Origin of the sequence: Pseudoclavibacter sp. CFCC 13796, assembly GCF_008831185.1 — a bacterium.
Lineage (GTDB): Bacteria > Actinomycetota > Actinomycetes > Actinomycetales > Microbacteriaceae > Pseudoclavibacter_A.
In genome coordinates, this window is record NZ_WBKD01000001.1 from 1,354,587 (window position 1) to 1,367,227 (window position 12,641).

Consider the following 12,641-nt stretch of genomic DNA (forward strand, 5'->3'; position numbering starts at 1 on the left):
CGAGTCGGCCGAGCCGGGCCGGCCGTGACATCCTCATCACCATGACACGACTAGGCTGAGAGTATGCGTCTGATCACTCCCAATCACCCCCTCATCGACCACAAGCTGACCGTTCTCCGAGACCGGAGCACCCCGCAGCCGGTGTTCCGTCAGCTCGTCGAAGAGCTCATGACGCTGCTGGCATACGAGGGAACCCGCGACGTGGCCGTCGAAGCCGTCCGCGTCATGACACCCGTCGCCGAGACCACCGGTGTGCGGCTGCAGCAGCCGCTGCCCCTGGTGGTGCCGATCCTGCGCGCAGGTCTCGGCATGCTCGAGGGCATGACGAAACTGCTGCCGACCGCTGAAGTGGGGTTCCTCGGCATGGTGCGCGACGAGCAGACGCTGCAGCCGACGACGTATGCGAAGCGGCTGCCCGACGACCTCAGCGATCGTGCCTGCTTCGTGCTCGATCCGATGCTCGCGACCGGCGGTTCGCTGATCGGTGCGATCGACTACCTCTTCGAACGCGGAGCTCGCAAGGTGACTGCGATCTGCATTCTGGGTGCGCCGCAGGGAGTCGAGGCGGTCGAAAAGCACTTCGAGGGCCGCGATCTCACCGTTGTGCTCGGCGCCGTCGACGAGGGGCTGAACGACCAGAGCTACATCGTTCCGGGCCTCGGCGATGCCGGCGATCGGCTCTACGGAACCATCGACTGATCCCTCCCGGGGCCGTGCGTCGCCCGGCGCCGCATCCGGTATCGTGGGGTGCGGAAGTTCCACGAGTCTTTCGTAGGGCGAAAGATCTCACCGAACCTGATCAAGGGAGACAGTTCATCCATGGCGAAGATCATCTACACGCACACCGACGAGGCCCCGCTGCTCGCCACGTATTCCTTCCTGCCGATCCTGCAGGCGTTCACCGCGACCGCCGACATCGATGTGCAGACGAAAGACATCTCGCTGGCCGGCCGCATCCTGGCCGCGTTCAGCGATCGCCTTCCCGCAGAGCAGCAGGTGGGCGACGCGCTGGCCGAGCTCGGTGCGCTGGCCAAGACGCCTGAGGCCAACATTCTGAAGCTGCCGAACATCTCGGCATCGGTGCCGCAGCTCAAGGCAGCCGTCGCCGAGCTGCAGAGCAAGGGCTTCGACGTGCCAGACTTCCCGGACGAGCCGGCAGACGACGACGAGCGCAGCGTGCGCGCCGTCTACGACAAGATCAAAGGCTCGGCGGTCAACCCCGTGCTTCGTGAGGGAAACTCCGATCGTCGTGTGCCGGTCGCCGTGAAGAACTTCGCGCGCAAGCATCCGCACTCGGTGGCTGAGTGGTCGCCCGAGTCGAAGACTCGCGTGCTCACGCTCGGCGACCATGACTTCCGTCACAACGAGCAGTCGGTGGTGCTGCCGAAGGCCGACGATCTCACCGTGCAGCTCGTCGCCGACGACGGCAGTGTCACGGTGCTGAAAGAGTCGATCCCGGTGCTCGAGGGAGAGGTCTTCGACGCGACGTTCCTCAGTGCCAAGGCACTGGATGACTTCCTCAAAGAGTCCATTCAGCAGGCGAAAGACGCCGGCGTCATCTTCTCAGTGCACCTCAAGGCGACCATGATGAAGGTCTCAGACCCGGTCATCTTCGGTCACGTCGTGCGCGCGTTCTTCCCCGACCTCTTCGAGAAGTACGGTGACGCCCTCGAAGCGGCGGGCATCAGCGCGAACAACGGTCTGGGCGGCGTGATCGCCGGCATCGACTCGCTGCCGGAGGATGTTCGCGAAGGTGTGCGCGAGGCCATCGAGGCCGGCTACCAGAACGGTCCGCGTCTGTCGGCGGTCAACTCTGACAAGGGCATCAGCAATCTGCATGTGCCGAGTGACGTCATCATCGATGCCTCGTTGCCCGCGCTGATCCGCAACGGCGGTCGGCTCTGGGACATGACCGGCGCCGAGGACGACACCTTCGCGGTGATTCCGGACAGCTCCTACGCAGGCGTATACGAGGCCACCATCGAAGACGCGGTGCGCAACGGCAAGTTCGACCCGACGACGGTGGGCAGCGTTCCCAACGTCGGTCTCATGGCGAAGAAGGCAGAAGAGTACGGCAGCCACGACAAGACCTTCGTGATCGATCGACCCGGCGTCGTGCAGGTGCTCGACCAGGCAGGCGAGGCGCTCATCGAGCAGCGCGTCGAGGCCGGCGACATCTGGCGCGGCTGCCAGAGCAAAGACGAGTCGATTCGCGACTGGGTCAAGCTCGCGGTCACTCGTGCGCATCTGTCCGAAACGCCCGTCGTGTTCTGGCTCGACGACAGCCGTGCCCACGATCGCAACCTCATCGAGAAGGTGCACGCCTACCTCGCCGATCTCGACACCGACGGGCTCGACATCCGTGTGCTCTCGCCGATCGAGGCCACGAAGTTCACGCTGAAGCGCTTCCGCGCGGGCGAAGACACCATCTCTGCCAGCGGCAACGTGCTGCGTGACTACCTGACCGACCTGTTCCCGATCCTGGAGGTCGGCACCAGCGCCAAGACGCTGTCAGTCGTTCCGCTGCTCGCCGGCGGCGGCCTCTTCGAGACCGGTTCCGGCGGTTCGGCCCCCAAGCACGTGCAGCAGTTCCTGGCCGAGAACCATCTGCGCTGGGACAGCCTCGGCGAGTACCTCGCCATCAGCGAGAGCCTGCGCTTCCATGCTCGAAAGAGCGACAGCCCGCGCGCGCAGGTGCTGGGCGACGCGCTTGACCAGGCCACCGAGCGCTACCTCAACGAAGATCGCTCGCCGTCGCGCAAGGCCGGAGAGATCGACGACCGTGGCAGCCACTACTACGTGGCTCGCTTCTGGGCTGAGAACCTTGCGCAGCAGACCGACGACGCCGAGCTCGCCGAGCTCTTCGCCCCGGTCGCCAAGGCGCTGTCCGAGGGCGAGCAGCAGATCACCAGCGATCTGCTCGCAGTGCAGGGCAGCCCGGTCGACATCGGCGGCTACTATCGTCCCGACGACGCACTCGCCTCGGCGGCGCTGCGTCCCTCGGCCGCACTGAACGAGATCATCGACTCGATCGGTCGCGCCTGAACGACGCACCTCTCGGTGGCGCACGGTCTGTGACCGGCGCCTGATCTCGCGAGACGCCGGCATCCACGTGCAGAACGTGTGATGCCGGCGTCTTTCGTCTCCGCAGCCCTGCCGCGCAGCCGAGCCCACAGCTCGACGCGAGGCAGATCAACTCCGGCAGATGTCGGCGAAAGATGTCGGTCGGCGAACGGAAATGTGCCATTCTGACACGACTGCGACCGACATCGTATACACCGGTTGTTTCCCCTCTCTGCACTGTCAGAATGAGTGATGTGCGGCCAAGGACGGTCGCGAGGCTGCCGGGTCAGCTTGGTCCGGCGACAAGCGGAATATAAGGAGCATCATGACGATCTATGCAGCGCCCGGCAGCGAGGGCAGCCTGATCACGTTCCAGGAGAAGTACGACAACTTCATCGGCGGCGCGTGGGTGCCGCCGGCAGACGGGGAGTACTTCGACAACATCACTCCGGTCACCGGCAAGGTCTTCACCAAGGTGGCACGCGGCAAAGGCGCCGACGTCGAGAAGGCGCTCGACGCCGCATGGGCGGCGTTCCCGAAGTGGAGCAAGCTCTCGGCTACCGAGCGAGCAGACATTCTGTGGAAGATCGGCGACCGCATCGACGCCAGCCTCGAGAAGCTCGCCGTCGCTGAGACGTGGGACAACGGCAAGCCGGTGCGCGAGACGCTCGCCGCCGACATCCCGCTGGCGGCCGATCACTTCCGTTACTTCGCCGCCGCGATCCGCGCGCAGGAGACCAACACCAACGAGATCGACAGCGACATGGTGGCCTACCACTTCAAAGAGCCGCTGGGCGTCGTCGGTCAGATCATCCCGTGGAACTTCCCGATTCTGATGGCTGCGTGGAAGATCGCTCCCGCTCTTGCAGCGGGAAACACCATCGTTCTGAAGCCCGCAGAGTCGACCCCGGTCTCGCTGCTCGAACTGATCAAGGTCATCGAAGACCTGCTGCCGGCCGGCGTGCTGAACATCGTCAACGGCTTCGGCGCCGAAGCCGGTGCCGCGCTGACGTCGAGCAACCGCATCCGCAAGATCGCGTTCACCGGGTCGACGACGACGGGTCGGTTCATCGCGCAGCAGGCTGCGAACCTGATCATTCCCGCCACGCTCGAGCTGGGCGGCAAGAGCCCGAACATCTTCTTCGAAGACGTCGCCGACAAGAAAGACGACTTCTACGACAAGGCGCTCGAGGGCTTCGCACTCTTCCAGCTCAACCAGGGCGAGATCTGCACCTGCCCGTCGCGTGCGCTGATCCAGGAGTCGATCGCCGACACGTTCCTGCCTGATGCAGTGGCTCGGGTCGAGAAGTCGATTCAGGGCAACCCGCTCGACACGGCCACGCAGGTCGGCGCCCAGGCCAGTGAGGCTCAGCTGAAGAAGATTCTCAGCTACCTTGAGATCGGCAAGCAGGAAGGCGCAGAACTGCTCACCGGCGGTGAGCGCAATGTGCTCGACGGCGATCTTGCGGGCGGCTACTACATCAAGCCGACGATCTTCAAGGGCAACAACAAGCAGCGCATCTTCCAGGAAGAGATCTTCGGGCCGGTCGTCTCAGTGACGACGTTCAAAGACTTCGACGAGGCGCTCGACATCGCCAACGACACGCTCTACGGCCTCGGCTCGGGCGTGTGGAGCCGTAACGGCAACATCGCGTACAAGGCCGGCCGCGGTATCCAGGCCGGTCGCGTCTGGACGAACACCTATCACAACTACCCGGCAGGCGCGGCCTTCGGCGGCTACAAAGAGTCGGGCATCGGTCGTGAGACGCACAAGATGGTGCTCGATGCCTACCAGCAGGTCAAAAACCTCCTGGTGTCGTACAGCGAGAAGCCGCAGGGCTTCTTCTAAACCGACGCACACCACGTGTGACCCTGATCGCTTCGGAGATCAGGGCAGCATACGGGGGTGACCGCAGGCCGAGTCGCAGCTGTGTCGGCTCGGACATCGACGTGACGGGGCGTGCCCGATCGTTCCGATTCGGAACGGCGGGCCGCCCCGTCATCGTCTTCGATGGCTGGCGCTCGACGTGCGCGTCCGTCACGATGGGAACACCGGCATCTTCGATGCCTTCGACGAAGGAGTCAATCATGAGCCCACGCACTGAGTCAGTCGACGGCACGCCTGCCGCACTGCTCGAACAGGCGCTGCACTCGCGAGTCGTGATCACGACCGCGGCTGCGGCGGTGCTGCACACCATTCGTGAGAAGCACGGCGACGTGATCTTCCATCAGTCCGGCGGCTGCTGCGAGGGGTCAGGGCCAGCATGCTTTCGAGTGGGCAGCTACATCGTCTCACCGCTCGACCGACTGCTGGGCTTCGTCCTGGACGGCAGCAGTGCGGATGCCGCGGGCACGCCGGTCTGGATCTCCAGCACGCAGTTCTCGGCGTGGGAGCACACCCAGGTCGTGATCGACGTGGCAGAGGGTGTCGGCCTGGGCGGATTCTCTCTGGAGGGACCCGAAGGGTACGTCTTTCTGTCTCGCGGGCGCCTCTTCAGCAGCGAGGAGACCGCCGAGCTGGCTCCGGCTCCCACGAAGGCCGAAGTCGACGCAGGGGCTGAGACGCCGAGACCGCTGCCACCGGTCGATCTCGACGGCGAGTTCGGCTCGGTCTGTCAGCTGCCGACGTTCTGATCAGATGTCTTCGAGGCCGTAGGCGCGCATCTTGCGGTAGAGAGACGACCGCGAGATGCCCAGCGCCTGAGCCGTCGCAGACTTGTTTCGGTTGCACTCGTACAGGTTCTGCACGATCGCATCCCGCTCGATGGCCTCCATGGCGGTGAGCACCATGAGGTCGCTGAGGCTCGCGAAGCGTGGGATGTCGCTGCGCTGCACGGTCTGCCCGGGCTCGAGATTCGAGACCAGCGTCGCGAGCACGTCGTGCAGCTGCTTGAGATTTCCGGGCCAGCTCGACTGGCTCAGCGCGGCCATGGCGTCGTCTGCGACGCGCAGCGGCTGTCTGTCGCCGGCGAGCACCTGCAGAAACTGCGCGACGATGCCGGGAATGTCGTCCGGGCGATGTCGCAGAGCGGGAATCATCGTGGTGTGCTGAAAGAACGGGAGCAGCTGCGCCGAGGGCATCCGGTCGCTCATGTGCGACGGGTTGTACGTCGCGGCCACCAGCACGTCGGCGGAACGGGTGATCAGGAACTCGGCCAGCGGCTCGATGGTCTCTTGCGGCAGCGAGTGGATGTTGCGCAGAATGAGCAGGTCTGGCCGGCCGGCGAGCAGCTGTGCGAAGCCGCGGCCGCGACGCACGCGACGATACAGGTCTTCGGGCTCGACGATCGTGCTGCGGCCGTCGGGCTTGAGCTGGTGGAAGATCTCGTCGACGGCCGAGGTCTTGCCCGTTCCGGTCTCGCCGACTGCGAGCACCGACTCGCGTCGACGCAGTGCTGCGCCCAGATCGGTGCGAGTCTGCAGCCACAGAGGAGACCGCCCAGAGAGCAGCTGGACGTCTGCGAAGCGACGATAGTTCTCGCCCAGACGCATGGTGCTGCTCGTGCCGGTGTGGCCGATGACCCCGAGCGAGCGACTGGTGCCGATGAACTCGAGCTCGAGCACCAGACCGTCTTGAGCGAGCCCGGACGACATCAGCAGCGTCGGCTTCATCACGCACTCGGCACCGGTGTGCAGACGAACCTGTCGGCGATCGGCGCTGTGCTGGGTGATCATGCGCAGGGCGGTGCGCTGCAGCATGGCACGGTCTTCGACGTCGAGCGTGAGCGTCGCCCAAGTGTTGCAGATCTCGAAGCCGTCGGCGTAGGCGAGCACCGGCCCGGTTGCCAGCGCGTCGCGATCGCTGAACAGGCGCAGCAGCGGCTGGCGTTCGCTGGTCGTTTCGTCCAGCAGTCGATGCTCGATGCGTCTCTTGGCGATGCTGAGGGTGTGACGCATCAGCTTGGTCGCGAGTTCGTCTCGGGTGGCCTTGGTGGTCATCTCGACGACGCCGATGAGCTGACCGCTGATCGGGTGGCGCAGCGGCAGGCCGACACAGGCGTACTGCTGGAAGGCGTCGTTGAAGTGTTCGGCGCCGATGACGGCAGTGGGCCTGCCCGTCGCAAGCGTCGTGCCGATGCCGTTCGTGCCGACCGACGCCTCGGCGAAAGAGTAGCCGGGCAGCATGTTGATCTCGCTGAGCGAGTCGCGGCCGGAGATGTCGCAGAACGCGGCCGACACGATGTTGCCGGTGGTGTCGGCGACGACGACGCCGGCGCTGACCTCGCTGAGGTCGCCGGCGAGCGTCTGCAGCGCTTCGGTCGAGTGCCGGGCCAACGGTGTCTGAGCCACGCTGCTGATCGGCGTGATCTGCTGCAGGTCGTGCGCCGAGACATCGGCCTCGCGGCAGCGTCGCCAGGATTCGGCGATCTCAGGGCGCAGCAGTGCGTCGTCGACGGCGCCGGAGGTGATCAGCCGCTCGCGGGCCCGGACGGCCCCAGAGAGGCCTTTGGGCATGAGAGGCGATGGAACTGACACGGGTGCAGTCTATGCGATGAATCTGTCAGCGAGCGAGGAAGTCGGCGGTCGCCTGGCACGCTGTCGGCGAACGCAGGATTCCACTGTGCGTGACCCCCGGGAGCAGGCGGATGCGGGCGTTCGGCAGGTATGCGGCCGCCAGCCGGGCAGCCTGCTCGCGTTCGGCATCCGCACAGCCGGCCAGAAGCAGCGTCGGCATGCGCATCGTGGAGAGCACGCGGGTCGGCACGCCGCGATCTCCGTCGGCCGCGGTCATGTAGGCGGCGAGGGCGAGCGGGTCGTTCATCCGCATGGCCAGAACGGTCGAAGCCGAGAGGGGGCGGCCGAGATGCTGCTCCCAGCGCTCGATGAACAGCTCCATAGACCCCTGTCGCAGCGTCTCGACGATGCCGGGAAAGAAGACCCGGTCGAATGCGCCGGGGGAGTTCTGCGGCGATCCCGCCACGCTCACCATCGTCGAGACTCGTGTGGGGTGGTCTGCAGCGAGTGAGAACATGATGCGACCGCCGAGAGAATAGCCCACGACTGCCGCCCGGGGAATCTGAGCGGCGTCGAGCACATCGCAGACGTCTGTGACGAAGTGGTGCATGTCGTAGGCCGTTGCGTCGTGCGGTCTGCCGCTGCGGCCGTGACCGCGGAGATCCATGGTGAGCACGTCTCGGGCCGGCAGAACCGGGTCGATCCAGCCCATGCCGCGCCAAACGGACTGCGACAGCGCGGTGCCGTGCAGCATGATGACTGGTGCCAGGTCGGTCGCTGCCGTCGCGCTGAAACGGCGGCAGCGCAGTTCGACGCCGTCGAGCGATGAGTGCACGGTGAACGACTGCATGTGTGGAGAGTACCTCATGCGCTCGATCGGTCTTCGGCGGGTCGATATATCATCTCGTGGTTCCGAGGTGAGCCGGTCGTGCTCGGCTTAGACTGCAGACATGAGCACGAACCGAGAGAAGGATCCCGGGCGAAGGGCCCGGAAGGAAGCTGGGCTCGATGCTGATCTCGAACAGATCTGGCAGGATGAGTCCCCGATGACTGCACAGAGCACCGACTTCGCCGACCAAGTCGACGGAGAGCTCGGCACGCGTCGTCGCGCTGGATCGAAGCACAACGATTCGGCTGCCGTCTCTGAGAGCTGACCTGAACTCTCACACCGGTGGTGGTGTCTCACAGCGTGGACGCCGCCACCGGTTCTCTGCGCCCGGCGCCGCTCAGTCGCGTTTGGCGATGGGGGCGTAGCGTGCTCCGGTGACGCTGCAGAGGTCGTCTGGCGTCAGCTCGACGTCAAGCCCACGCTGACCGCCGGAGACCAGCATGGTCTCGATGGCGCGGGCGCCGTCGTCGACGAAGATGGGCAGCCGGCTCTTCTGCCCCAGCGGACTGATGCCGCCGACCACATAGCCGGTGCGGCGCTGTGCCAGCTGAGGATCGGCCATGTGGCACCGTTTGACTCCCAACGCGTGCGCCATGGCCTTGAGATCGAGTCGCGCATCCAGACTCACGACGCCGACTGCGAGATCCTGACTGCGCGATGCAGCACCGTCGATCTCGACGACCAGCGTCTTGAAGATGCGGTCTGCAGGCAGATCGAGCTTGTCGACGGCTTCGTCGCCGAAGTGTCGGTCATCGGGGTCATGCTCGAAGCCGTGCAGCTGATAGGCCACTCCGGCACGGTCGAGGGCACGGGTCGCCGGCGTGGCCGACCCGTGCCCTCTGTGCGCTGCCATCTGTGTCGATCTCTTTCGCGTGTCTCAGCCGGCGATCGACGCCTGGTAGATGCTCTCGATGGCGGCGTCGAGCGTCTGGTTGAACTCGTCGTCGCTCTGCTGTGCGGTGAGACCCTCGGTGAGGGCGCGGCTGAAGCTGGCGATGACTCCCGGATTCTTGGCCAGCAGCGCGTTGGCCTCGTCTCGGCTGTAACCACCTGAGAGGGCGACGACGCGCACGACGCGGTCGTGGTCGACGAGAGCGGAGTAGAAGCCGGCCTCGGTGGGCAGTGAGAGCTTGAGGGTCACGTTGCGCCCCTCGGGCAGCGCATCGAGGTGCTGCAGAATCTGATCGCGCAGAATCGACTCGGAATCGGCCTTGTCGGCTGCGGTGATGTCGACCTCGGGCTCGATGATCGGCACAAGCCCGGCGTCGAGCACCTGATCGGCCAGCTCGAACTGCTGGTCGACGACGGCGATGATGCCCGACTCGTTGGCCTGTTTGATCAGCGAGCGCTCTTTCGTGCCGAAGACCTCGTTCGCGTTCGCCTTGTCGAGCTGCTGCTGCAGCGTCGGGATCGGTTTGAGCACCTGCACGCCGTCTTTGAGCTCGGCGAGCCCTTTGTCGATCTTCAGGAACGGCACGATGCCCAGCTCGTTCCAGAGGTACTTCGCGCTCGGGGCCCCGTTGATCTCACGGTCGACCGTCTGCTCGAAGAGAATCGCGCCGAGCACACGTTCGCTGGTGAAAGCAGGGCTGGTGATGATGCGAGTGCGCAGCTCGTGAATGAGGTCGAACATCTCGGTCTCATTGCGGTACTGTGATTCGTCCACTCCGTAGAGACGCAGCGCCTTGGGCGTGCTGCCTCCGGACTGATCGAGCGCGGCCAGGAAGCCGGCACCGGTCGAGAACCGCTCGTACTGTGCATCGAACACTGATGACATGGTCACCGCTTTCTTTGTTTGGTCAGCAGGGTGCCGTCGTGCGACACGACGATCATTATCTCACGCTGTGACGAGCTCGGGCAGCGGTGGCAGCGCCGAGCGCAGCTCGCGAGCGGCGGCCTCGGGGTCGTCCGCCTGGGTGATCGCACGTACGACGACGATGCGGCTCGCCCCGGCGTCGAGCACCTGCTCCAGGGTCTCGGCGTTGACGCCGCCGATGGCGAACCACGGCTTGGCATCGCCACGGCTCTGCGTATGCACCTGTCGCACGGCGTCGAGGGTGACCGGGGCCCGACCCGGTTTCGTGGGAGTGCGCCAGACCGGCCCGATGCAGTAATAGTCAGGATCGCCCAGACGCGCCTGCTCGGCCTGCACTCGCGAATGCGTCGACAGACCGACGAGCGTGCCGTCAGGCAGCAGCGAACGGGCGTCGGCGACGCTGAGGTCGCGCTGCCCGACGTGCAGGATGTCGGCGCCGGTCAGCGTGGCGACGTCGGCTCGGTCGTTGGCGGCGAAGAGTCGCCCATGTCGGCGCGCCGCAGCCGCGAGCAGCTCGAAGTACTCCAGCTCATCACCGGCGTCGAGATGCTTGTCGCGCAGCTGAATGATGTCGACGCCTCCGCGGTAGGCGGCGTCCACGAACTCGTCGAAGTCTCCGGTGCCCAGTCTTGCGTCGGTGCACAGATACAGCTGCGCCTGCTGCAGCATGCTCAGTCGCCATTCTCGGGTGCGAGGTGTGGCGTGCGGGTCGGTGGAGCGGTCAGCGTGCTGAGACTTGACGATCATGCGTCCAGTGTACGAACCGGGCGGTACAATTGCCCCACATGAGCACGGGAGCCGAGAACTCGGCTGAGAGTGCGCGCGATTCACCAGGCCGAAACAGGCCGGTGATCGTGTGCAGACCGTCGACCTGATCCGGATCATACCGGCGTAGGAAGCGAGCAGAATGAACAAGCATGTCATCGTCATCGGTGCCGGCGTCGTCGGCCTGGCGACCGCGTGGCGACTGCATCAGCGCGGTCACGCGGTGACGATCGTCGATCCGGCGCCCGCTTCGGGCGCGAGTCATGCGGCGGCCGGGATGCTCGCCGCCGTGAGCGAGTACGCCTTCGAAGAAGAGAGTCTGCTCGCGCTCTCCGTGCCGGCCGCGCGTCTCTACCCGCAGATCGTCGCCGAGCTGGACCAGGCGACGGTGGTCGGCACCGGTTACCGGTCGACGCCGACCATCGTCGCCACCGCCGACGCCGCCGATCGCGAGCTGCTGCGAAGCCTGCGCGCCCAGCAGCTCGAACTCGGGCTCGACGTGCAGGATCTCACCTCACGAGAGGCCCGTGCGCTTGAGCCGCTGCTCGGCCCGGGCATCAGCGGGGCGTTCCTGGCCCGCGACGACCACCAGATCACCCCGCGACGTCTCGCAGGGGCCTATATGTCGGCCCTCGAAGTGTGCGACGACGTGCATGTGGTGCCGGAACGCGCCGTGGAGCTGCTCTGGCGAGACGAGCGGGTGGTCGGCGTTCGTCTCGAACCGAGCGAACGTCGAGAAGGGCCGGTCACCCATCGCTTCGACGAACAGCCCGCGTGGCCGTCGAGCGAGGTCGTGGCCGACGTGCCGCCGGCGAGCCCGACCCCGAGCGTGTCGGCGCAGCAGGTCATCGAGGCAGACGAAGTCGTGGTGGCCAACGGCCTGGAGAGCCCGAGGCTCGGCGGCCTGCCGCGAGGTCTGGTCTGGCCGATCCGCCCGGTGCACGGCGACGTGCTGCGTCTGCGCACTCCGGAGCGGCTGCGCCCGCTCACCACTCACACGATCCGCGGCCTCGTCCACGGCCGCAGCGTCTACATCGTGCCGCGCGAAGACGGAACGGTCGTGATCGGGGCGACCGAACGCGAAGACGCTCGAGACGCCGTGCTCGCAGGCAGCGTGTTGCAGCTGCTTCGCGACGCCCACGAGCTGCTGCCGGCGGTCGACGACCTCGAACTCATCGAGGCCACTGCTCGTGCCCGCCCCGGCACACCGGACAACGCGCCTCTGCTCGGCCGAGTCGCCGACGGGCTGCTCGCCAACACCGGCACCCACCGCCATGGCATCCTGCTCAGCGCTCAGAACGCCGTCGTGATCTCCGATCTCGTCGACGGCACCGCCGCAGCATCCGACTGGCAGGCGTTCGACCCCTGGCGCTTCTCGTCAGACGATCGATCCGAGACCCCCACAGGAGCATCCGCATGACACAGATCATTCTGAACGGCGAGGCCGTCGAGACCGAGGCCGACTCGGTGCTCGCCCTCGTGGCCGAACGAACCGGCACCCCGCTCGCCGCCGACGGCCGACCCGTCGACGGCTCGCGGCTCGGCGTCGCGGTGGCCGTCGACGAGACGATCGTGCCGCGCGGCCGCTGGGCGCAGACGGTGCTCACACCGCAGGCCCGCATCGAACTCGTGACCGCGAAACAAGGAGGCTGA

11 protein-coding genes and 1 riboswitch are annotated in these 12,641 nt (G+C 66.0%); of the genes, 6 read left to right on the plus strand and 5 right to left on the minus strand.

Annotation, left to right across the window (positions count from 1 at the left end):
* Positions 1–63: 63 nt before the first annotated feature.
* The 4 genes from upp to F8O07_RS05995 all read left to right on the plus strand — a co-directional run bounded on the left by upp (position 64) and on the right by F8O07_RS05995 (position 5,697).
* Positions 64–699 carry a uracil phosphoribosyltransferase gene (upp, locus tag F8O07_RS05980; protein ID WP_158031178.1) on the plus strand — a complete coding sequence of 212 codons (636 nt, stop codon included), beginning with the start codon at positions 64–66 and terminating at the stop codon, positions 697–699.
* Positions 700–819: 120 nt separating this feature from the next.
* Positions 820–3,045 (plus strand): NADP-dependent isocitrate dehydrogenase, encoded by a 2,226-nt coding sequence (locus F8O07_RS05985; RefSeq protein ID WP_158031179.1) that lies wholly within the window; start codon positions 820–822, stop codon positions 3,043–3,045.
* Between the two features lie 343 nt (positions 3,046–3,388).
* Positions 3,389–4,912: an aldehyde dehydrogenase family protein gene (locus F8O07_RS05990; protein WP_158031180.1), complete on the plus strand. Its 1,524-nt coding sequence runs from the start codon at positions 3,389–3,391 to the stop codon at positions 4,910–4,912.
* Between the two features lie 239 nt (positions 4,913–5,151).
* Positions 5,152–5,697 (plus strand): DUF779 domain-containing protein, encoded by a 546-nt coding sequence (locus F8O07_RS05995; protein WP_158031181.1) that lies wholly within the window; start codon positions 5,152–5,154, stop codon positions 5,695–5,697.
* On the opposite strand, the gene F8O07_RS06000 is transcribed toward F8O07_RS05995, so the two are convergent.
* The 5 genes from F8O07_RS06000 to thiE form a co-directional block, all read right to left on the minus strand.
* Positions 5,698–7,539 (minus strand): sigma-54-dependent Fis family transcriptional regulator, encoded by a 1,842-nt coding sequence (locus tag F8O07_RS06000; RefSeq protein WP_158031182.1) that lies wholly within the window; start codon positions 7,537–7,539, stop codon positions 5,698–5,700.
* 25 nt (positions 7,540–7,564) lie between these two features.
* Positions 7,565–8,368: an alpha/beta fold hydrolase gene (locus tag F8O07_RS06005; RefSeq protein ID WP_192496661.1), complete on the minus strand. Its 804-nt coding sequence runs from the start codon at positions 8,366–8,368 to the stop codon at positions 7,565–7,567.
* 376 nt (positions 8,369–8,744) lie between these two features.
* The gene (gene ybaK, locus F8O07_RS06010) at positions 8,745–9,260 is read right to left on the minus strand and encodes a Cys-tRNA(Pro) deacylase (protein ID WP_158031184.1); all 516 of its coding nucleotides are present in this window, start codon (positions 9,258–9,260) and stop codon (positions 8,745–8,747) included.
* A gap of 24 nt (positions 9,261–9,284) precedes the next feature.
* The gene (locus F8O07_RS06015) at positions 9,285–10,184 is read right to left on the minus strand and encodes a fructose bisphosphate aldolase (protein ID WP_158031827.1); all 900 of its coding nucleotides are present in this window, start codon (positions 10,182–10,184) and stop codon (positions 9,285–9,287) included.
* Between the two features lie 60 nt (positions 10,185–10,244).
* Positions 10,245–10,970 carry a thiamine phosphate synthase gene (gene thiE, locus F8O07_RS06020; protein WP_318655793.1) on the minus strand — a complete coding sequence of 242 codons (726 nt, stop codon included), beginning with the start codon at positions 10,968–10,970 and terminating at the stop codon, positions 10,245–10,247.
* A gap of 34 nt (positions 10,971–11,004) precedes the next feature.
* Positions 11,005–11,138, plus strand: a riboswitch (TPP riboswitch).
* Between thiE and F8O07_RS06025 the strand changes: the two genes are divergently transcribed.
* Both F8O07_RS06025 and thiS read left to right on the plus strand, forming a co-directional pair.
* A complete protein-coding gene (locus F8O07_RS06025) occupies positions 11,131–12,408 on the plus strand; it encodes an FAD-dependent oxidoreductase (protein ID WP_158031185.1) in 1,278 nt (425 codons plus the stop codon). Its footprint overlaps the riboswitch before it by 8 nt.
* A complete protein-coding gene (gene thiS / locus F8O07_RS06030; protein WP_158031186.1) occupies positions 12,405–12,641 on the plus strand; it encodes a sulfur carrier protein ThiS in 237 nt (78 codons plus the stop codon). The genes F8O07_RS06025 and thiS overlap by 4 nt, the downstream gene beginning before the upstream one ends.